Annotated in this window: 14 protein-coding genes and 1 tRNA gene; 4 read left to right on the top strand and 11 right to left on the bottom strand. The window is 35.2% G+C overall.

Annotated features, from left to right (window positions below):
- Positions 1–72: 72 nt before the first annotated feature.
- Both M666_RS07410 and M666_RS07405 read left to right on the top strand, forming a co-directional pair.
- Positions 73–1308: a 3-deoxy-D-manno-octulosonic acid transferase gene (locus M666_RS07410; protein ID WP_029447160.1), complete on the top strand. Its 1236-nt coding sequence runs from the start codon at positions 73–75 to the stop codon at positions 1306–1308.
- Between the two features lie 381 nt (positions 1309–1689).
- A complete protein-coding gene (locus tag M666_RS07405) occupies positions 1690–2187 on the top strand; it encodes a heme-binding domain-containing protein (protein WP_029447161.1) in 498 nt (165 codons plus the stop codon).
- Positions 2188–2268: 81 nt separating this feature from the next.
- On the opposite strand, the gene M666_RS07400 is transcribed toward M666_RS07405, so the two are convergent.
- The 7 genes from M666_RS07400 to M666_RS07370 all read right to left on the bottom strand — a co-directional run bounded on the left by M666_RS07400 (position 2269) and on the right by M666_RS07370 (position 14445).
- Complete coding sequence (locus M666_RS07400; protein WP_029447162.1) at positions 2269–3906, bottom strand: sodium:solute symporter; 1638 nt, start codon at positions 3904–3906, stop codon at positions 2269–2271.
- Between the two features lie 3 nt (positions 3907–3909).
- Positions 3910–5376, bottom strand: a complete 1467-nt coding sequence (locus M666_RS07395) for a hypothetical protein (protein WP_226989961.1) — start codon at positions 5374–5376, stop codon at positions 3910–3912.
- A 70-nt stretch (positions 5377–5446) separates the two neighbouring features.
- Positions 5447–6493 carry a glycoside hydrolase family 130 protein gene (locus M666_RS07390; RefSeq protein ID WP_029447164.1) on the bottom strand — a complete coding sequence of 349 codons (1047 nt, stop codon included), beginning with the start codon at positions 6491–6493 and terminating at the stop codon, positions 5447–5449.
- A 61-nt stretch (positions 6494–6554) separates the two neighbouring features.
- Positions 6555–8072, bottom strand: coding sequence for a glycoside hydrolase family protein (locus M666_RS07385; protein ID WP_029447165.1), 1518 nt, complete (start codon positions 8070–8072; stop codon positions 6555–6557).
- A 57-nt stretch (positions 8073–8129) separates the two neighbouring features.
- A complete protein-coding gene (locus M666_RS07380; RefSeq protein ID WP_029447166.1) occupies positions 8130–9827 on the bottom strand; it encodes a hypothetical protein in 1698 nt (565 codons plus the stop codon).
- A gap of 11 nt (positions 9828–9838) precedes the next feature.
- Positions 9839–11374: a RagB/SusD family nutrient uptake outer membrane protein gene (locus M666_RS07375; RefSeq protein ID WP_226989960.1), complete on the bottom strand. Its 1536-nt coding sequence runs from the start codon at positions 11372–11374 to the stop codon at positions 9839–9841.
- A gap of 11 nt (positions 11375–11385) precedes the next feature.
- Positions 11386–14445 carry a SusC/RagA family TonB-linked outer membrane protein gene (locus M666_RS07370; protein WP_226989959.1) on the bottom strand — a complete coding sequence of 1020 codons (3060 nt, stop codon included), beginning with the start codon at positions 14443–14445 and terminating at the stop codon, positions 11386–11388.
- Positions 14446–14727: 282 nt separating this feature from the next.
- Here M666_RS07370 and M666_RS07365 point away from each other — a divergent pair, with 282 nt between their 5' ends.
- Both M666_RS07365 and M666_RS07360 read left to right on the top strand, forming a co-directional pair.
- Complete coding sequence (locus M666_RS07365) at positions 14728–15600, top strand: AraC family transcriptional regulator (protein WP_024481917.1); 873 nt, start codon at positions 14728–14730, stop codon at positions 15598–15600.
- Positions 15601–15684: 84 nt separating this feature from the next.
- Positions 15685–16620, top strand: a complete 936-nt coding sequence (locus M666_RS07360; RefSeq protein WP_029447169.1) for a sialate O-acetylesterase — start codon at positions 15685–15687, stop codon at positions 16618–16620.
- A 69-nt stretch (positions 16621–16689) separates the two neighbouring features.
- Here the strand turns inward: M666_RS07360 and M666_RS07355 are convergent, their stop codons facing one another.
- From M666_RS07355 to M666_RS07340, 4 genes are all read right to left on the bottom strand, one after another.
- Positions 16690–17394, bottom strand: coding sequence for a FadR/GntR family transcriptional regulator (locus M666_RS07355; protein WP_029447170.1), 705 nt, complete (start codon positions 17392–17394; stop codon positions 16690–16692).
- Between the two features lie 163 nt (positions 17395–17557).
- Entirely contained in the window at positions 17558–19081 is a 1524-nt protein-coding gene (locus M666_RS07350) for a RagB/SusD family nutrient uptake outer membrane protein (protein ID WP_029447171.1), read from the bottom strand.
- Positions 19082–19103: 22 nt separating this feature from the next.
- Positions 19104–22121 carry a SusC/RagA family TonB-linked outer membrane protein gene (locus tag M666_RS07345; RefSeq protein ID WP_039325338.1) on the bottom strand — a complete coding sequence of 1006 codons (3018 nt, stop codon included), beginning with the start codon at positions 22119–22121 and terminating at the stop codon, positions 19104–19106.
- 357 nt (positions 22122–22478) lie between these two features.
- Positions 22479–22560: transfer RNA gene (locus M666_RS07340), tRNA-Leu, on the bottom strand.
- Positions 22561–22647 lie beyond the last annotated feature (87 nt).

The following is a 22647-nucleotide window of genomic DNA, read 5'->3' as shown; positions in this document are numbered from 1 at the left end:
ATTACAAAAAGTCCCTAAAGCACCCAATGTATTTATATAAAGAAGCGTAATTTAGCCAAAAACTATTCTAAAGTGCATTTTATTTACAGTTGCTCCGTTTATATTGCTGCCTTTTTCCTTAGGGTTTTAGCTCTATTTATTCCTAAGCTAAAGCTATTTGTAAATGGAAGAAAGGACGTTTTTAACATCTTAAACAACGGACTAACTAAAGAATCCCCAGTTATTTGGATACACACCGCATCTCTAGGAGAATTTGAGCAAGGGTTGCCAGTAATAGAAGCATTAAAAAAACACTATAAAGACTATCAAATACTAGTTACTTTCTTTTCCCCTTCTGGTTACGAGGTAAAAAAGAATTCGTCCGCAGCTCATCTAATTACTTATTTACCCTTAGATACAAAACACAATGCAGCAGCATTTATAGCAACAGTAAATCCCGTACTTAGCATATTTGTAAAATATGAGATTTGGCCCAACTATTTAAAGGAATTAGAAAAAAGAAAAATTCCGACACTATTAGTCTCTGCCATCTTCAGTAAAAGACAAATTTTCTTTAAAGGCTATGGTAGTTTTATGCGAAAAAGCTTATCCGCTTTCTCCCATTTTTTTGTTCAAGACCAAAATTCAAAAGATTTATTAGCGTCTATTGGTCTGAAGAATTCAACTATTAGCGGCGATACGCGCTTTGATCGTGTTTTAAAAATCCTAGAACAAGATAACACCTTAGAGTTCATGGAGAAATTTAAGCAAGACCAGCAATGCTTTATTGCAGGTAGTTCTTGGCCCGAAGACGAAGCCATTATTGTTGACTATATAAATACCACAAACGCCAATTTAAAATTTGTTTTTGCCCCACACACCATTAAAAAAGAAGCCATACAGAAACTAGCAAACGCTATTCAAAAGAAAACTATTTTATATTCTGAATTGGCTGATAACAACCCATCTGACTACGAAGTGCTAATTATAGATACTATTGGCATACTTACCAAAGTATATAGTTATGCTGATATTGCTTACGTAGGGGGTGGATTTGCAACAGGCCTACACAATACTTTAGAGCCTGCTGTATTTGGTATCCCTGTTTTGATTGGCCCTAAGTTTTCTGGCTTTAAAGAAGCTGAAGATTTAGTTGCCCTCAAGGGTGTTATCAGTATTTCTGACCAAAAAAGTTTTACCCTTGCACTTGACCAACTGGTTTCTTCTCCAAAATACTACAAGGAAACAGGAGAAATTAACACCCGTTATATTACCAAAAGAAAAGGAGCTACAGGCTCAATTATGGATTACATCAAAACGCTGCACTAACGCTTCGTTTAAAAAGAGACCACGTACCGTTCATCGATTATCGTTAGTAATTAATTGAAAATTAGCTATTTATTTGCTACATTTAAACAAAACAAGATCATTATGGAAGATGTTACCATTAGTACGAGAGTACTCAACGGATTCCTAACTCTTATGGTTGGTGTTTTAGTATGCATTCTTATAGGAGTGGTTGTTTGCTTGATTTTAACAGCACTCGGAATCCTATAAAAAATACTACTACAAATATGAATTATACACCTACTTAAAACTATTGAAAATTTAACTAAAAGCCCTTTTTCGGGGCTTTTTTTTATTTTGCAAAAAATGTGTTTATCTTTAGATTACATAATCATACAATAACCCCTCAATAAAACTAACTTCATGCTAAAAAAAATACTAATTGGCCTTGGGCTAATCTTTGTAGTGCTTCAGTTCTTTCGTCCAGAAAAAAACACTTCCAACGATATGACTCATGATATTTCTACAGCCTATGAAATTCCCGAAGATGTAAATCACTTGCTAAAAGTATCCTGCAATGATTGCCATTCTAACAATACCGAATACCCTTGGTATGCAAATGTCCAACCCGTAGCATGGTGGTTAAATGATCATGTAGCGGATGGAAAAAGACATCTAAACTTCTCAACATTTACCAAGCTACCTATAGCCGTTCAAAACCACAAATTAGAGGAAACCATAGAAATGGTAGAAGAAAAAGAAATGCCATTAGCCTCTTACACTAATTTTGGTTTACACTCGGAAGCCAATTTAACTGATGAGCAACGTGAAAAAATTATTCATTGGGCAAAAGCACAAATGGATGTTTTAAAGAATAATTATCCTGCAGATAGCTTAATCATGAAACGTAGAAAGAAATAGGTGTTTGCATTCTTATAAATTTAAAAATCCCACACCATACCAGTGTGGGATTTTAAATTAACTCCACTCAACCGTACTTTTCTAATAAAACAATCCGTACATAACAAAACAGGCTATAACTAACAAAATAGCTTGCACTCTAAAATTCTTATACCAAACTATACCTTTTAATTCTTTGGTTTCGTCTATCCAAATTTGCTTTGTCCACGTATTTTCTGCAACCTTATCTGCAGGTGGTGGCGCAGTTGCTAAACTAACAACTACAGAAACAACCAAACTTATAATTAGTAACACAGGCGCTAATAGCAAAAAGTGAATATCTATTTTAACGCCTAATATATATTTTAACGTCATGATTGTTGCTGCAACAGCTAAACCCGCCATAAGACCACTAAAAGCGCCTTTAGCATTGGCTCTCTTCCAGAACAAACCAATGAAAAAGGTACCCACAATGGGCGGTGCTAAATAAGAAACTATTTCTTGGTAATACGCAATAAGCGAATCAAACCTTTGAATATATGGAGCCCAAATTACAGCAATAATTAAAGTCACTATTGCTGTAATTTTACCTACTCTTACCTTTTTAGCGCTAGTCGCAGTTTTATCTATTTTACTATAAAAATCCATAGTAAACAAAGTTGACACAGAACTAAGTGTTGCACTTAGCGTAGATGTTAATGCAGAAATCATTGCCGACAAAATAATACCAATAAGGCCAACGGGTAATAATTTAACAATAAGCCTTGGGTATACTTGGTCTGTATTTATACCGTATTTTTCTTTTAAATCGATGCCACTTATTAATTCATGCGGCAAATTCTCTACTCCAAAAAGGTTTATGCCACGAGCGATTAATCCCGGAATTATAAAAATAAACAACGTAAATAGATACAAAAACCCTACTAACAACACACCTTTTCTTCCGTGGTCTATAGATTTTGCAGACAATACACGTTGTACCATAACTTGATTGTTAGCCCAAAAGTAGAATCCTAGAATAGGTATACCAACCCACATCCCTAGCCAAGGTACTGTTGGGTCGTCTAGAGGTCTTGTTAATTTTAACCAAACGCCATCGTTAAATTTATCTACGAAAGATTCCCATCCGCCAATACTATTAATAGCGTAGAATGATAAGATTGAAGAACCAATAATTAAAACAGCGGCTTGTATCATATCTGCATTAATGGCAGATGATAACCCGCCAATAATAGTATAACTACCAGCAACGGCAGCCATCCCTATAATAATCCAGATAATTTCTACTTCCGGAAAAATCATTTTAATAATTAGCGCCCCAGTATATAATGTTGCTGCTGCATCTAAAAAAACGTTTCCTATAATGGTTATAAAAGAGAAGTAGGTTCTGGACTTACCATCAAACCTACGCTCTAAAAATTCCGGCATTGTAAAAATTCCAGATTTTATATAGAACGGAAGAAAGAACATTGCAAAAAAGACCATTATTAAAACCGATATCCAGTTGTAATTAAATACTGCAATGCCGCTTATAAATCCTTCTCCAGAATGCCCCATTAGGGTAGAACTAGATACACTAGCGGCAAATAAAGACAACCCAACCATTGGCCAAGTTAAATTTCTACCAGCTAAAAAATAGTCGTCAGAATTAGTACTTTTTCCGTTCTTTAAAGCCCACCAAATAATAAAAACAATGTAGAGAACTAGAACGGTAAGGTCTGTATAACTTAAGTTACTCATAATTTAATAGTTGTAGGTTGTGTAAAGTAATACGCTTTTTGCAGGAATAGTTATTTGTTCTGATCCTGACGTAAAACTTAAATTGTTTTGTACCGCTTTAGGAAAATTGTTGTTATCCACAGGTCTATTGTTTTCACTGTATATAAATTTTTTAAAGCTTTTGTTTTTTAGGTTTTTTGTGTCTAGTATAAAAGTTGCTTCTTTATCACTATTGTTAACCACAGAAAAAGTAAAATGATTAGTTGTAGACCAACCAGAAACCATACGTACTTTGTCTATGTCTAATCCGGTAGTTTTTACAATTTTCATATCGTTTGTAAAGTACCTTGTTAAAATAGACCACGTATAAAACCAAGGTCTTATGTCTTCTTCTGTAGCATCACCAGTTAGTTCTTTGCCAAGAATATTCCACATTCCCCATTTTTTAAGCTGATTTTTTTCTCCGGTATCACCATTGGTATGCATGGCATCATCTAATCCCCAGGCAATAACAGCATCAAAACCACTATTCATAGACTGTATTAGAACATCTGCCATATCTACACCATAGTCATAATCATAAATTGATAATTGACTATCTGGACTTGCAAACGGATCTGCTTTATACCTTTTTATATTGTCGTCTACGTATTTTTCAAACCCTATTTCTCCTAAAATAAAAGGCTTTCTAGCAACGCTATCAGCAAAAGATATCATAGCTGTATAGTGTTTTTCAAAATCACCAGAACGCACAAATTCTTTAGTAGGATAATCATGCACATCGTAAGCAGCTAAAACATCTTTTAATTGCAAAACAGATTCCTTTGCCCACTCTGCACCAGTATACTTAGATTTATCATTGTTAAATGGCGTAGCATCTGGACCTATTACGTGCACTGGTGTTTTAAGCTTTTTAGATACAAAAGCACTATCTAACTTTTTAACTCCAAGTTTCCACTCGTCCCAATTACCATCTATAGAAGACCAATAACCATTAGGTTCGTTTACTAAATTGTAATATTTAATACAGCTATAGCCCTTTTTGTTTATTAGATAATCTACGTGTTGTGCAATGCTATTTAGCCATTTTGGATCTGTAGCACCGGTAAAAGTATTTTGCATTTTCAGGTCTGTATCATGCACTTTGTAAGGTTGCCCCCATTCACCAAGTATAACTTTTATATCGTTTTTTTGACAATAGTCTAGCAGCTTGTATAAAGCGTGCATTTCCTGATTTTCAAAATTTAGTATAGGTTCTCCGTTTGTATCTACGCCTTCTAAATACCTCCAATTTGCTTGGTCTAGTACACGTACTATTTGGGGTTTCATATAATCCAACCTTTTAAAAACGGTCTCCCATTTTTCCTCCGTCATGAGTAAGCCCCATTCTGCGTCATCTGCATCTGCGTGTGGGTACGCAGACCACTCCACTCCGTTGCCAATAAATTCGTCAGAGATAATGGTATTGGCTTCAATTTTAACTAACTCCACCTTTTTTACCGTTTGGCAAGATGCTAGCGGTAAAAAAAGAAGAAGTAACATATAGTTAAATAGTTGCTTTTTAAGCATTCTTTAATTCGTTTAATAATTCATCAATATTACAAGTTGCAAGACCTACATACCTGTCTGCAGCACCATAATATACATATAAAGTATCCTCAACAATCATATTTCCGGTGGGAAAAACACAACCCTTATAAAAGCCATCAATTTCATAATCGTGCTCTGGTTCCATAATCCAATTGGTTAATCTAGATTTTACAATTGTTGGATCTTCTAAATCTAAAAGAGCCGCACCAACACGGTAGTATCCTAGTCCACCATTTTCTACACCATGGTATATAATTAGCCACCCGTCTTTGGTTTTTAAAGGAGGAGTACTACCACCAATTTTTTCTTCCCAAGTGCCATTTATACCCGCTAACAATAATGTGCTTGGTTCTTCCCAAACCATTAAGTCATCAGAAAAACGAAGCCAGATAGAAGGCTTGTCGCAACCGTACTCTTCACCAATCCATTCTTTTGGCCTGTGTAGCATTGCAAATTTTCCCTTTATTTTCTCAGGAAAAATAATAACATCTCTATCGTCTAAATTACTCTGAGTAATTCTACCTAAGCGTCTGTATTTTTTAAAATCTTTGGTTAATAGTAAGCCCGAGTTTGCAATGTTATTTTTTAAAACCAAAGGTGCGTCTTTATCACAATCTGGCAATAAAATTTCATCGTGATCAAAGTTCCAGTATTGCCCTGGAGGATGAGGTCTGTAGGCGTAAGTAATGTAAAATTCGTCTCCAAATTTTACAATTCTAGGGTCTTCTACTGCGCCCATATCAGGACCATCTACACTTGGACTAAAAGCTGGTTTGTTAGAAGTACGCGTAAAATTAATACCATCTGTGCTAGTGGCTAAACCAAAACGTATTTGATGTTCTTTATCGTTTCCAGCAGCTCTATATAGCATATAAAATGTACCCTCTTCATACCAAACTCCAGGGTTACATACTACTAAGCTTTCCCAGTCGTTTGCTGGATTTGGACTTAAAACTGGGTTGTTTTTGTTTTTTATTAGGCGTAATAATCCTGTTTTGTTTTCTTCTACAGTATTCATTCTAATTTTTATTTCCTTATTTATAAATTATGTTGATTAATTTAGTACTTGAACTTATAGATTACTCCATATTCGTAAATAGAATAAAAGACTCCCCTTCTAGCGTCATTTTTACACCGTCTTTAAAGTTTAGTTCTACGTTATTTTCCATTGGTGTAGCAAAACCATTTTCGTCTACTTCACCAACAAAAGAACCGTCTGCATTGGACTTGTAACTGTATTTATTTGCTGTAATACTTCCTATAAAATCAGATTTTAAATTAAGCTCATACGTTGAGTAATGTGAATTAACAATGGCAATTGTTTGCTTACCATTGTAAGTACCTACTACTGCGCGTAACCCTTTTTTATTAGGTAATTCTACGTTGTAAATATCACTCCCAGCAGGAAAAAAACGCGTTAATAATGATACAGGGTAGAAGTATGGTCTTATAGCTTCATCTGCAGCATTACCTGTATGCTCTTCTCCTAAGATGTTCCAGAATCCCCAACGTTTTAATTTATCAGATTGGTAATCTCCATTGTCTGGACTGTTGTACATAGCATCATCCATATTCCATACCAGAGAACCAGAATATCCTTCGCGCATTGCTTGTATTAAAGCATCGGCCATATCTATACCGTAAAATGCTTTGTAAATCATCATGTTAGAATCTTCTCCAGCATATGGGTCGTTTGCAATTGCTTCTTCGTTTTCTAACTTTAATTGCGCATCTACCTCTGTGTATTTAAAGCCTATTTCACCCAACACAATACGCTTGTCTGCAGGCGTTTCCTTTTTGTAAGCTCTAAGCATTTGTGCAAATTCGCCATCACGTATTAATTGCTGTTGTGGATATACGTGAATGTCATACAAACCAACATTATCTCCTAAATCTGCTTCCGTTTTTGTAAACCAATCTGTTTGGCTAGCTGTATTAAAAACAGCAATATCTGGACCCATAACTTTTAGGCTAGATAAGCTGTATTTTTTCATCTCTTCTAAGTAGGCTAGTTGTACATTTTTCCAAATGTTGTAATCTCCTTTAGTACTAGACCAGTCTCCATTAGGTTCGTTAATAATGTTTATTGTTTTAATGTTTGTATAGCCTTTTTCGTTTACCAAATGATTTAAGAATTTTACAGAGTTTTCAATCCAACTCATATCTATAGTGCTAATATCATCAGTAGAACTATGTCCCCATTCGCCAAACGTAATTTCTATATCGCGGTCTTTTGCGTAGTCCAACATTTTAAAAAGCGAAACCGTTTTTGTTGTCTCGTCATACGTACCATTATTGTCATAAGACCAAGCAGGATTTGTCACAATTCTTAAAAACGGAGGGCGCATAAAATCTATACGCTTAAATAAGGTGTTCCAATCTGCATCACTAAGTGTTTCTGTTCCTAGCCAAGTTGGTGTCATTTCATAACCACCCCATTGTGCACCGTTACCCACAAAGTCTGTAGAAACCAATTCTTCTGTAATTACTACTTCTCTATTTTTTTCTAGGGAAGTAAATGCTGGTTCTTCATCGTCACAACTTGCTGCAATAAGTAACATTGGTAATATAGCGGCGAATATATTTTTTACTGTCATTTTTTATTTCTTTAGTATTATTGTGTCATCTTACCTTTATGGCAAGGTGACAATCTATTATTTGCTTAAATTATACCACATCTTGTTAGACATATGTGCTGTTTCTTCGTAGCTGTAATTGGTATCGGTCCAGTTGTATAATTCTGATAAATACTCTACCTCTGAGGTTATGGCAATTTCGGTTTCAGAATTAATTTCTAGTGTTAAAACAAATACAGCTCCTGCGCTATCTGTAATAGTTACTGTGTCACCAACAAGTTCCCAAGTTCCTGTGCCTGTAGGTACTTTTCTAAATCTGCTATTGAATTCGGTTTCTGGCCAGCTAGTGTCATCAGAAATAAAGTTACCGTGCTCACCGTCTGCACCGGAATTGTTTTCATATGTTCCGTAAGGGTTGTCTCCGTTTTTACCTTCAACAATAAATGAAATTGCATTATCTAGTTCTTTACCTGCGCTAGGTAAATAATTGTTCAATAGTTCGGTTTTGTCCCAGCCCCAAGTTTCCCAGGTAAACATATCACAGTAAACGCCAATTTCGGCAACGGTCCAAGTTCCTGCAATAGAGACATCACTTAAATCTACATCTATTTGTAGATTAATAGTCCAAGTAGCGATTTCTCCTGTTTCTGAAGTAACATTTATTGTAGTTGTATTTGCTGTTGAAAAATCTAAAGTGCTACCAACACTACTATCTGTAGTTGCAGCGTAAGACAGGTTTAAACTAGTAAGTTCTATAGCAGAAATATTTGCACCATTATCTGCTATTTTAACTGTAACTTTTTTAGCATCGTTATCTATTTGTGTGTCGCCTACTTGATCTGCAACAGTTAAGCCTGTAATGCTATTACCTGTTTGTATTACACGTTCTTTTGTTAGTGTATACCACGTTAATTTAGACATATGAGCTAGTTCTTCATAACTCCAATCCGTATCTGTCCAACTAAAGTTTTCAGCTAAGTAAGGAACTTCAGTTTTTAAATTAACCTCGTTAGTTGCGGTAAGCAATTCTAAATCTAGTTCGTGCTCTACTTTATTAGCGTCTGTAATAATTACTTTGTTACGTTCAAAATCTCTTAACCAAGTACCATTACCAGTTGGTACTTTTCTGAATCTAGAATCAAAGTTCCATCCTTTACCAGCATCGGTATAACTACCAAAAGCACCATCATCACCAGCATTATGCTCATACTCCCCAAAAGGATTTCCTTTAGCATCTGCACCTTCTACGGTAAAAGTGATTTTGTTGTCTAGCTCTGGGTTTAATTCTGCTAGGTAACCAAACATACTTTCGTTCTTTTCCCATCCCCAGCTTTCCCAGGTAAACATATCGCAATACATACGTATATCACCAATGTACCAAGTACCCTCTAAGTCCGACTTAAAAGGAAGCATTGTAACCTCCCAATCTAAACTATTGCCAGCTCCAGATGCAACAGAGATGGTAGTTGTACCACTACTTAAATCTAATGTTGTACCCTTTTCATTTGCAGAACTTGCACCGTATGATAGCTCAATATTTTTAATTTCTACCTTAGATAAATCTGCTATATTTTCTGTTTTCGCATAAATTTTAATTTTTGCATCATCAAAATTACGTTCTATAATAGCTGTTCCTATTTGACCTTCTAGTAAAATAGAAACCACGTTGCGTTCTTTTTGCCAATCTGTTCCCTCTACATCTTCTAGAGGATTTTCTGTACAAGCAACAAAAAATAGGGCTAGTACCACAAAGTAAATGTTATATAATTTTTTCATTACGCTATAGTTTAGTTGATGTTAGGGTTTAAGTCTATTTCACGTTGTGGAATAGGATAAAAAGCAACTGCTTCTGGAGAAAGACCTGCTGCTTTAGTAACATTGCTTTGCACTGTGTTTGTGCGTCTAAGATCCCATAGGCGGTCTCCTTCATAAGCAAGTTCTCTTTGGCGTTCTGCTACAACAAATTTTCTAAAATCTACTTTAGATAAGCCACCAATACTAGCCAATTCTGTTGCGTTTGCTCTACTTCTAATTTGATTGTATTGTGCTAAACCATCTGCATTGGCAGTAGCTTCTGCATATACCAACTGTATGTCTGAGTAACGAATTAAGTATGGTCTTGTACTTGTTTTATCACCCTCAAATAAAGGATCTATGTATTTTCTTGTAAAAGGATAAATTACTGTGCCATCTGCAACAGAGCCTATTGCAACACCATTTTGGTTGTATATTTCTGAAACAAATAAATCGGTTTTGCGTTTATCATCCGCAGCATAAGAAGAGAACAACTTATCTGAGGTTTGAAAAACACTCCACCCATCATGTGTTGGAGAAAAAGTATCGTCTGTATTTTTTAGATATACTGTTGCACCATCTATATAAGGAATAAAGTATTTAGATAGTTTAGAGTAATCTCCTTCTTGTGTACCAGACCTGTCTAACGATAATATAAAAATATGCTCAGGTCCGTTAGGAGAGTCAACATTATAAATGTTTTGAAGATCAGTATCGTGACTATATTCCCCTTGATTGTTTAGAACCATACCTGCATACTCAGCAGCTTTAGCATATAAAACATCTACATTTTCTGAAATGGCATTGTATTTAGGAACACCACTTTCTTTGGCAGAAGCAGCAAATAAGTACACTTTAGAAAGTAATGCCTGTGCAGCAACTTTATCTGCGCGCCCAGTAACTCTGTTTATTTCTAAATTGTCTATAGCTCTAGTTAAATCGTCTATTAAAAAAGCATATACCTCTTGCATATCTGCAGGTAGTGTAGCTGTTGTTTCGTCTAACTTATCTATAAGAGATTTTTGTAATGGCGCTAAACCAAAAGCTTTTACGGCATTAAAGTGGTTGTAGGCTCTTAAAAATAAAGCTTCGCCAAGTATGCGTTTTTCGTCTTCTGGGTTAAACCCTTTGCCTTCTATATTTTCTATAACTGCATTGGCACGGTTTACAGCAATATAAATAGATCTGTAATATTGTGTTAGTAATTGGTTTTGAGCAGTAACCTCCCAATTTACAAATGCTTGTGCATCTGCACCCTCATCTGCTTTTACATCACAATTATCTGATGCCAATTCTGTAAAGTAATAAGTGACTGGAGCATAGCTCACAAGTGTAAGTGCATCATAAGCATATAAAATAGACGCCTCTGCATCTTCTATGGTTTTATAGAAATTTTCATCAGAGTAAAAACCAGTAGGCTCTACATCTAAGCTTTCGCAAGAAGTAACACCAGTTACCAGAGCAAGTCCCACTATTAATCTTTTAAAGTGCTTCATTTTCAATTCGTTTATTATTGTCAATGTTTTCATTTTAACTGAATTTAAAAGGTTAATTCTACGCCTAAAGTCCAGTTTCTTAACTTAGGATACCCACCCCAGTAAATACCATCTCCACCTAGTTCCGGATCATAACCTTTGAAATCTGTAAGGGTGAATAGATTGGTACCGTTCATAAAAATTCTACCTTTTTTAAGCCAAGCCGTTTGTAAGTCTTTTATAGTATAGCCTACAGATAGGTTCTGTAAGCGTAAAAAACTTCCTTTTTCTATAAACCAATCCGACATATAAATAGTGCGGCCATCTCTTAAGCTTGGGTAATTGTTGGTTGTGTTATCTTGCGTCCAACGTAATGGTGTATTACTTGGCTCACTAAATGCTTTAGTATTAAAGACATCTTGACCAATACTACTGTTAAAAAAAAGTGAGAAGTCAAAATTCTTATAGCGTGCATTAAGATTAAAACTCGCTATGAAATCTGGATTAGGATTCCCGATTATAGCACGATCATTCTCATCAATAACGCCATCTTCATTTAAATCTTTGTATTTAAATTCTCCTGGTTGCGCTAAATCACCCGTTAGCCCCGCGGCTAATCCTTCAGCTTCAGACTGTATAATACCATCTACTTTATAACCATAAAAAACATTTATAGGCTGCCCAATAGCTAAAATATTAGGGATAGAACGGAAAGCTTCTACTTGATTACCAGAGAACTCATACTTAAAACCAGTAAGCGCATCTGTATTTAAGCCTGACGCAAGCGCATCTCCAAGACTAACCACTTTGTTTTTGTTTTTTGAAAAAATCACCATGGCGTCAAGACCCCAATCTTCTTTAGCAACAATAGCTCCATCTAGTGTTAATTCAACTCCTTGATTTTCTATTTCTCCATCATTAACCCACATTTTGTCATAAGAAGAAGAGGGAGAAAGTAAACGTTCACGCAACAAATCTGAGGTTGACTTTTTATAGTAATCTGCTGTGATTTTTATTCTGTTATTCAAAAATGCAATATCAGCCCCTATATTAAATTGTGCTGTAGTCTCCCATTTCAAATCTGGATTAGGAATACCACCCCAGGTTTTCTTACCACTTTGGCTATCCTGACCTACTACATATCCAGGACCAATTGTTGTTTGCCAACGACCATTTACATAGTATTGATCTTGTCCGTATCTACTATTAATTAAATAAGGAGAAATACCTTGATTCCCAGAAATACCATAACTAGCGCGTAGTTTAAACTCATCAAAAACATTTAAATTTTCAATGAAGCTTTCTTTATGCAATTTCCAACCCAAGGCCCCAGAAGGGAACATTGCCCATTGATTGTTGGCTCCAAATTTTGAAGAACCATCGGTACGCACGGTAAAGGTTGCTAAATATTTGTCTTCATAAGAATAATTTAAACGCCCCAGTCCAGAGTACATCACCGTTTCAGATAAGCCGTTCGCCACAGATTGCTTTTCGGGATTACCCGCGGCGAGGTTACCATTCCCTAAAGATTCATTTAAAAAATCATAAGCTTTTAAATCAGAAGTTCTAGCTTCATATCCTTGATATGAGAAACCAGCCATGGCAGTAAGACTATGTTTCTCTTTAAACGTATCGTTAAACGTTAAGAACGTTTCCGCTACAGTTTCACTGCTCTCCCAATTACTAACACCTCCAGAACCATTATTAAAAGTACCATCCTCTGTATATTTTTTGGGATTATAATAGTCCGTAATAGAACGACCAAATTTATGGTTTACTTGAGTTTTTAATTTTAAAGTCGGAATAAATTGAATCTCTACAAAAGCAGAACCTATAAAATCTAAAAACTTGTTTTTATTGGTTCTGTTTTCAGTTAATGCAATAGGGTGCGAATAATCTTGTGACCCTGCTAAAAAATAATCATTAGAAGGATTTCCTTCCAAATACACTGGAAAAATAGGATTACGCCAGTATGCCAATCCTCCATTATCATTTCTATTTCCTTTAGAATAAAGAACATTTCCTCCAATGGTAACTTTATCATCATAAATTTTATGAATAACATTAAGATTAATGTTCAGTTTTTCATAATCATCATCTATGTACACTCCTTCATTTGTATAGTAAGTTGTACTTAAACTAAATTGAGTTCTATCTGTCTGACTCCGTATAGCAAGATTGGTATTATTAGATACCGGATCGCGAAATACTACATCATCCCAACGTGTATTATAAGACCAATCACCATTCTTTAACTCTCCTACGGAAGGATAATACACCCCGTTTGCATCTCTAGCACCGATATATATGGGCGTAAAACCACCATTTACTCTACTTTCGTTGCTTAGCTCAGCCATTAAAACTGGATCCCTCCATAAATTCAAATCAGAAGTAAACCTTGTAAACGTATTTTGCTGAGAAACGGTTACCTCAGTACTATGTTTTGCCCCCTTTTTTGTGGTGATTATGATCACGCCATTTGCTCCTCGAGAACCATAAATAGCAGCAGCAGAAGCATCTTTTAACACTTCCATGGAGGCAATATCTTGAGGAGATATTTGCTTTAAATCTCCGGCATAACCAATTGGAAAGCCATCTACAACCACAAGAGGATCATTACCACCGCGTAAAGAACTCCCCCCTCTAATTCTTACAACCGCACCTGCTCCGGGAGTATCTGAAGCTGCGACAACTTGCACACCCGCCACTTGACCTTGTAGCAATCCATCTATAGAGTTTGATGGTTTTGAAGGAATATTATCCATTTCTACAGAAGTTACGGATCCTGTAAGATCACTCTTTTTCACAGATCCATACCCCACAACAATAACTTCCGAAAGCTGTTCAAGATCCTCTTCTAAGATTACAGTAATTGCAGCACCTTCCGAAATAGGAATTGTTTGAGTTACAAAGCCTATATATGAAACTACAAGCTCGTTATTGGAACCACTCAATTCAATAGAAAAATTTCCGTCAAAATCTGTTGTCACTCCGTTTGCCGTAGAACCACCTTCCATAATGGTTACACCAAGCAAAGGAATTCCGTCGTTAGATTTTACTGTTCCGGTTACCTTAATTTGCGCTGCTCCTGAAAAGCTTAAAATTAAGAAAACAATAAAAATCATACTTTTTTGAAACTCATACCTCATTAGTTCATGATTTTTTTAGTTAGTAATTAAGTTGTTGACAAAATAATAACATATCCTTAACCTTAATTTTGTAAATCATGTTGATTAATGATACTAATATGAAAAAACACCAAAAAAACATCAACAGGAAGTTAGAAAAACAAAATATATAAGATAATTTATAGTTATATTTATTTAATTTGATAATTTATAAGACTATATATTTATAATTTAATATATTTTATATCTTATTTTGAGAAAACACACTATGATACTTTTATGAACAAAGAAGCGCGTATTTTAAGAGAATTAGTCCCTATATCTGAAGATGATTTCTTTATTGTCTTAAATCATCATTCTGCTAAGTTTGATTTTCCGATACATTTTCACCCAGAACTAGAACTCAACTTGGTTCTTAATTCATCAGGAAAGAGAATCATAGGAGATTCTATACAAGAATACACAGATTGCGATTTGGTTTTGGTTGGTTCAAACACACCACACGCTTGGACCGGAGAAGATAAGAACACAAAAGCGCATGTTGTTACTGTTCAATTTCATCAGAAATTCTTATCAGAACTAGCACTAAATAGAAAACTCATGCTTCCTATCAGGCTACTTTTAGAGAAATCTAAAAGAGGAATTTTGTTTTCAAAAGAAACCCTTACTGTTTTAAAACCAAAAATATTACGTTTATCTGAGTCTCAAGACTTTGACTCCCTACTAAATTTTCTATCCATTTTATACGACCTATCTATTGCTCGTAATACAAAAACATTAGCAAGTCACTCTTATGTAGATCATTATACCATTCACAAAAGTCGCAGAATAGAAAAAGTGAATACCTACATTAAAGAAAATTTACATCAAAAAATACTTCTTAAAGAGGTTGCTGGATTGGTTAATATGTCTGAATCTGCCTTTAGTCATTTTTTTAAAAAAAGTACCAACTCATCCTTCTCTGACTACGTTAGCGATTTACGTTTAGGGCACGCAGCAAGGTTACTTATAGAAACGGAACGTTCTATCAACGAAATTTGTTATGACAGTGGTTTTAACAACATCTCAAACTTCAATAGAACCTTTAAACGAAAAATGGGATACACTCCAAGTTATTTTAGAGATCAACAAAAATTGATTACAAAACACTAAAATACTATTAGCAATCAGCATAAAATACAAAGTAAAAGCTTCTATAAAATAATAAATTTGAGTCTACAACAAAAGGAACTATTCATGATACATCTTACAACTACACTACAAAGAATCACTTTTTTTCTAGGCTTAATTTTTGTAACTCATTTTAGCTTTAGCGCAAACAAAATAAATGATCTAAAAATTCAGACAACAACCCCAGGAGATAGCACAAAAGTAACTCCAGAAATTGATGCAAATTTTCATATCTACCTATGCTTTGGCCAATCTAACATGGAGGGTTCTGCTACTATAGAGTCTCAAGATACCATTAGCAATACTCGTTTTCAAATGCTGCAGTCTCTAGATTGCCCCAATTTAAACCGAACCAAAGGAAGTTGGTACACTGCCGCCGCACCACTTACTCAATGTTATACAGGATTATCACCTGCAGATTATTTTGGAAAAAATATGATAAAGAATCTCCCCGATAGCATCACAATTGCTGTGATTAATGTAGCCGTAGGTGGTTCTGATATTAGATTATTCAATAAAAAAAAATATCAAAAATTCACAGATACATATCCTGAGGATTGGTTTCAAAATAAAATTATAGATTACGGAGGAAACCCTTACCAACACCTAATAGATTTAGCTAAAAAAAGCCAAAAGAGAGGAATAATTAAAGGTATTTTATTGCACCAAGGCGAAACAAATAATGGTGATACCAAATGGCCAACTTACGTAAAGAAGATCTACCGAAATATGCTTAAAGATTTATCATTAAAAGCAAACCAAGTTCCTTTATTAGCTGGTGAAGTTGTACATAAAGATCAAAATGGTTTACTAGCCGAAATGAATACAATTATACAGACCTTGCCAAAAAGTATTCCTACATCTCATGTCATTTCTTCTAGGGGATGCGGCGCTAAATCAGATAGAACACATTTTAATTCTGAAGGAATTAGAGAACTTGGGAAACGATACGCAATAAAAATGCTATCCCTTCAATATAACCTAGTCCCAGCTCAAAATTAAGGCTTTAGAATTACAAGCGATGTCTCTATGAATAGCGAATCAACTTTACGCTAGCTTATGCCCTAGGTTTTATTTAATTTCATTACAGAAGTCTTTCAGTATTTTAAAATGCTCCTCCATGGCACTTACTACTAGCTGAGAATCCTGATCTTTAATGGCATTAAAAATTACCTCATGTTGATTCACTTCGCGCATGAAGCCATCCTCATCACAAACCCGTATTTTTTCAAAGACAGATATAATTTTAGGTGTAATTTGTAACATCAAAGCATTAAGTGTACTATTACCGCAGGCTTTTGCAATGGCCAGATGAAAAAGTAAATCCTCCTCTAGAGCATCCTCCCTATTTATCATTTTAACCTTGTACAGATGCAGAGCTGCCTCAATATTCACTAAATCCTCTTCCGTTCTTCTTTGAGCTGCCAAAAAACTAGTTTGGGCTTCTAACATTAGTCTTGTTTCTACTAAGGTTTTGAAATCTTGTTGTTTCAATCCAACAATACCTTCCATAATTCCTTTCAAAGCTACTTGTCCAATATTTGCAATAAAAGTTCCAGTCTTTGGAATGGATTTTAACAATTCATAATGCTCTAGTTTAGCAATAGCCTCTCTAACGTTTCTTCGGCTTACCTTGAACTTTTCAGACAATTCTCTTTCCGATGGCAACTTATCGCCAGGCTCTAAATTCTTGTAAAGAATAAATTCTTTAATCTTAGAAATAATTGCATTCTGATCATTAATGCTATCATTTACTCTTATTCTATTTGACTTCATCTGGAAATGCTTAAATAATTTAAACCTAGTTATAAAATCCAACAGCAATCACCCTACCTCTTTAAACTAAAAAAATTTACTGATCTAAACTTTAGACCAGTAAATTCTTAAAATTAACTCAAAAAAAAGAACATAGTCAACTCAAACTATATTTTGTCATATTTTAATACCCAGGAGTTTGCGTTAAATTAGGGTTTCTAATAATCTCATCAGCTGGTATTGGAAGTAAATAATCTTGAGCTGGATCAAATCCTGGCTTTACTCCTTCAAATCCTGAAGCACCAAATACTTCACTACCTAATTTTCTTCTAGCAATATCATACCATCTAATACCCTCGAAAGATAATTCTAATCTACGCTCTTCTAATACATCATTAACAGTAACTGTCCCAGTGATATCTGCAGGCACAGCACTCGCACCTGTATTTTTCCATGAACCACCTGATCTAGCTCTTGCTCTAACCTCATTTATATACGTTGTGGCTGATGCATTATCTCCAAGCTCTACTGCTGCTTCCGCTGCAATTAATAACACTTCCGCATAACGCATCATAGAATAATTATAACTTGTAGCCCTACCGTTTCCATTTGCAAACTCACCTGGGAACCTTGTATACTTAGCGATATATGGCTGATTTACATTTCGGTCATCTTTAGAGGCTGAAATAAAATCTGGATAAGAAGTAAGCTCTCCATCAAAAACTGCTGTATCATCTAAACTTACTGCCCTTCTATAATCGCCAGCATCCCAACTCGTGTAAACTCCTAGAGCCGGTGCCATAATAGACCAACCGCCACCGTTACCATACTGCTCATCTCCTCTTAAACCAGACATCGGACCTAATTGATCGTTCCCCGCATTACCATCTCTGAAATTATTAAAATCTAAGACAAAAATTGGTTCTTTTGATGCGTCAATTTTAGTGGCATCAAATAAACTTTGATAATCTGGATCCAATTCCAAATCATAGATTCCTTTGTTATCAATAACTTCTTTAGCCTCATCATAAGCCTTCTGCCATTCTCCCATAGTTAAATACACTAAAGATAAGTATGAACTTGCCGCTGATTTTGCAGGTAAAGATCTTGCCACCTGAGTATCTGGCAACCATGCCTTAGCAAACTCTAAATCTGCAATAATATTAGCATAGACCTCATCAGCCGGAGTACTTGATATAACTTTTGATTCTTGCACATCGGTTACAGGTGCATTTAAATAAGGTATAGCTCCAAATTGCCTTACCAAATGGAAATACATAAATGCTCTTACGAAATACGCTTGCGCCGTGATTGGATTTTTTACATCATCTGCTACATCAACTAGCTCAGCTCCTGCTATAGCTTGATTAGCCGCTCCAATAATTTGATATGATCTTGGCCAATAGGTGTCAATCATTAAATTATCTGTCAATACGGTAAAATCATCATGCTGTTGTCTCTCTACTTTTGCTGCAGGATCAGCTATAGCAACCATATCACTACGCAACATTAAAGTGGTAGGTAATTTTCTACCCCAAAAGTTCTCATGAATCATATGACCATAAGCCCCATTGACTGCAGTTTGAATATCCGTTGTAGAACTAAAAAAACTTTCAGGAGCTAGCAGCCCTTGCGGATCCTCTTCTAAATCTGAGCATCCTACCATTGATAAGCCTATCAATAAGAATAAATATTTATATGTTTTCATTATATATGTTTTAAATTATTGATTAAAATTTTAAATTAAGGCTAAAATTCACCGATCTAACTGTTGGGTAATTTCCAAAATCAAAACCTTGAGTGGTATTACTCTCTCCTGTACTTTCACCGCCACCACCAAAATAACTTGCTTCTGGATCTAGGCCAGAATATTTAGTGAATGTTAATAAATTTTGAGCACTAACAGATAACCTAAGATTATCTACCCCTAATTTCTCAACAAGATCTGAAGGGAATGTATATCCTAAAGCAACATTCTTTAATCTGATGTAACTTCCATCTTCTACAAAACGTGAAGAAATTTCTCTGTTACTATTATTTCCAGCTCTAGGAATATTAGTATCTGTATTTGTAGGAGTCCATGCATTTAAAATATCTGTAGTTGCGTTAGAATCACCATTAAATAATTGAACATTAGTTAAGTTAAAAACTTCACCTCCTTGAGAACCTTGAAAGAAGATGCTTAAATCTATGTTTTTATAATTAAAGTTATTTGTAAATCCGAATGTATAATCTGGGTTAGGATCACCAATTATTTTCTGATCATCAGTGGTAATTGTTCCACTACCATCTATATCTGTAAATAGTGGATCTCCCGCCGCCGCGTTAGGCTTAAGAGCTGTACCAACTGGCACGTCACCACCTTGGTAAACCCCACGATACTCATGACCCCAAAACACACCTGCCGCTTCGCCTTCTCTTAGAATATGAGTACGGCCTTGTCTAAGATAACTTGGTGCCGCATCTAAAAACACATCAATACCATCAATTAATTTTACAACTTCATTTTTATTCGTCGACCAATTAAAATCTGTAGTCCAACTAAAGTTATCTGTGTAAATATTTTTTGTGCTTAGAGAAACTTCAAATCCTTTATTATTAACTTCACCTACATTTCTTATACTTGCTAAAGTTGCAAAACCTAAGTATTCTGGCTGACTTGCATCTGCTAAAAGCAGGTCTTTAGTATCTATATTATAATAATCTAATGCTAATGAAATTCTATTACTAAACAATCCTAGATCCAACCCTAAATTTGTTTGATAAGAAGATTCCCACTTCAAATTTGCGTTCGCAACTTGATCAGGTGTAACTGCATTTACAGTCTGTCCGTTCGTAACAGCATATAAGTCTACAAATCTAGCTAAGGATTCATAAGCACCGATAGCTTGATTTCCTGTAACACCATAACTAGCTCTCAATTTTAAGTTAGAGATAGTTCCATTATTAGCTAAAAACTCTTCATTAGACACTTTCCAACCTATCGCACCTGAAGGAAAGATGGCATATTTTTCATTTCTAGCGAAGTTTGAAGCACCATCACGTCTTACTGTAGCAGTTAACAAATACTTATCATCGTAATCAAAATTTAATCTTCCAAATTGAGATAAAATTTCTTGCTCCGTAAATGATGATGAAGGCGCTAATGGAGTTGAAGCTCCTCCTAGATTATAATAAGAAAAACTATCAGAGATTAATCCTTCTGTACTCGCTGAAAATCTTTCTGAAGTATTTTTTTGGTAAGAATATCCTCCTAATAAATTTAGGTTACCTTTTCCTATGGCAGCGTTATAGGTCAAATAATTTTCACTTAATACTGTAGTTTGCTTTAAGTTACTATAAGACGCTCTACCTCCAGCTGCTCCTGCCTGTTCAATTAATGTAGAAGGCTGAAAATCTCCCAACGTCTCATTAATAGTACTGAAACCAAATGTAGTTTTAAAAGCAAGGTTTTCAAAAATATCATAATTAGCATAAAAATTAGTTCTAAAATTATCTGTTTTAGTATCGATAATTCTTTCATTAGCTATAGCATAAGGATTATCTATTCTATCACCAATAGCACTTTGCACCGTATTAAGACCATCTTCATCTATAGGACCAATATCTGGAGCAAATCTAAACATCAAAGAAATTACATCATCTCCACCAGCATTAGCCGTAGAACCTGTAGATTGTGTTGCAACCCCACCTTTATCACCTCTACTTCCAAAAAGGTTAAGACCTAACTTCAATTTATCAGTTACTTGTGCATCTACATTAGAAAGGAAAGATATTTTTTCAAAATCAGAATTAATTATAATCCCCTCCTGCTTATAATAATTCGCAGAAGCATAAAAATTGATATTTTCACTACCTCCTGAAAAGGAGAATTGGTGATTTGCTGTACTTCCTGATCTGTACAATAGCTCTTGCCAATCTGTATCTTCACTACCCTGAATATACCCAGGATTAATCGCTTGCTGATATGCTGCAAATTGATCTGCATTTAATAAGTCTAATCTATTCGCTGTATTTTGAACTGAGTAAGTAGAATTAATTTCAACAGTTAATTTTCCGCTTCTACCTTTTTTTGTAGTTACCAAAACAACACCGTTTGATCCTCTTGAACCGTATATTGCCGTTGCAGAAGCATCTTTAAGAACCTCCATAGACTCAATATCATTAGCTTGAGGCATTGTTGCGCCTACAAAACCATCGACAACAATAAGAGGTGAACTATCTGCATTGATCGAAGTATTTCCTCTAATCTTAATTGCTATAGGAGCACCTGGCTCACCACCATTATTAGACTGCACCACCACACCAGCAGCGCGCCCTTGTAGCGCCTGTTCAGCATTTGCTACAGGGAATGCGTTTAATTCTTCCGATTTCACAGAAGACACCGCTCCTGTAATGTCACTCTTTTTCTGAGACCCATATCCTACTACGACCACTTCTTCTAACTGACTAGCATCTTCTGCTAATACGACTGAAACAGTTTCTTGTCCTGTTATAGAAATCGATTGCGTAACGTACCCAATGTAAGAAAGTTTAATTACATCACCACGTTTTACCTTTAACTGAAAGTTACCATCAAAATCTGTAGCGGTACCTGTAGTACTATTAGCGACCAAAACATTTACGCCTGGAATTGGCACATTAGCCCCATCTAATACTGTTCCGGATAACACGTATCCATCTTGTGCAAATAATGACATATTGAAGACCAATACGATCATTGCCATTAGTTTAATTTTTAATTTCATCTAAAATTTCATTTTAATTAATAAAAGAAGTTGAGTTCTCCTATTGGTACACCAAACTGGTGAACCAAACTGGTGTTCCAAATATATGTTATTTTATTCTTAATTTTTAAAAAAAATTATCAGCTATTTAATTTTCCTATTCTAATTTTCTTGAATCAACAGTAAACACCTATGATTATTGAAGGTGCAGCAATTAAAATAAAAAAGTTAAATTTTGAAAAAGTTAAATTTTAATACTTCTTTGAAGAGCTTTTGAGCTTCAGGATAGAAAATAATGTACTTGGACAGCCATACATGGGAGGAAAAATTGGAAATAAAAAAAGCCTCTCGATTTCTCGAAAGGCTTTTTTTACGTTGTACAGGCGGAGAGACTCGAACTCTCACACCTCGCGGCACTAGATCCTAAGTCTAGCGTGTCTACCAATTCCACCACGCCTGCATTTTTTACTTCAGTAGGTACATCTCGATATTTTGAGATCTCCTTACCTTCAAAAAAGTTCCTTTTGGCTCGTAAAATATTTCTATT

The organism is Cellulophaga baltica 18 (assembly GCF_000468615.2).
In the GTDB taxonomy this organism is placed as follows: domain Bacteria; phylum Bacteroidota; class Bacteroidia; order Flavobacteriales; family Flavobacteriaceae; genus Cellulophaga; species Cellulophaga baltica.
Note: the sequence above shows the minus strand (reverse complement) of the source record. Positions and strands in the feature narration are given on the sequence as shown.

What these genes read in the sequence shown, in the direction of transcription:
- M666_RS07350 (WP_029447171.1), bottom strand. Translation starts at nt 19,081, where the DNA reads ATGAAAACATATAAATATTTATTCTTATTGATAGGCTTATCAATGGTA.
- M666_RS07360 (WP_029447169.1), top strand. Translation starts at nt 15,685, where the DNA reads ATGATACATCTTACAACTACACTACAAAGAATCACTTTTTTTCTAGGC.
- M666_RS07345 (WP_039325338.1), bottom strand. Translation starts at nt 22,121, where the DNA reads ATGAAATTAAAAATTAAACTAATGGCAATGATCGTATTGGTCTTCAAT.
- M666_RS07405 (WP_029447161.1), top strand. Translation starts at nt 1,690, where the DNA reads ATGCTAAAAAAAATACTAATTGGCCTTGGGCTAATCTTTGTAGTGCTT.
- M666_RS07375 (WP_226989960.1), bottom strand. Translation starts at nt 11,374, where the DNA reads ATGAAAACATTGACAATAATAAACGAATTGAAAATGAAGCACTTTAAA.
- M666_RS07390 (WP_029447164.1), bottom strand. Translation starts at nt 6,493, where the DNA reads ATGAATACTGTAGAAGAAAACAAAACAGGATTATTACGCCTAATAAAA.
- M666_RS07385 (WP_029447165.1), bottom strand. Translation starts at nt 8,072, where the DNA reads ATGACAGTAAAAAATATATTCGCCGCTATATTACCAATGTTACTTATT.
- M666_RS07370 (WP_226989959.1), bottom strand. Translation starts at nt 14,445, where the DNA reads ATGATTTTTATTGTTTTCTTAATTTTAAGCTTTTCAGGAGCAGCGCAA.
- M666_RS07365 (WP_024481917.1), top strand. Translation starts at nt 14,728, where the DNA reads ATGAACAAAGAAGCGCGTATTTTAAGAGAATTAGTCCCTATATCTGAA.
- M666_RS07380 (WP_029447166.1), bottom strand. Translation starts at nt 9,827, where the DNA reads ATGAAAAAATTATATAACATTTACTTTGTGGTACTAGCCCTATTTTTT.
- M666_RS07355 (WP_029447170.1), bottom strand. Translation starts at nt 17,394, where the DNA reads ATGAAGTCAAATAGAATAAGAGTAAATGATAGCATTAATGATCAGAAT.
- M666_RS07400 (WP_029447162.1), bottom strand. Translation starts at nt 3,906, where the DNA reads ATGAGTAACTTAAGTTATACAGACCTTACCGTTCTAGTTCTCTACATT.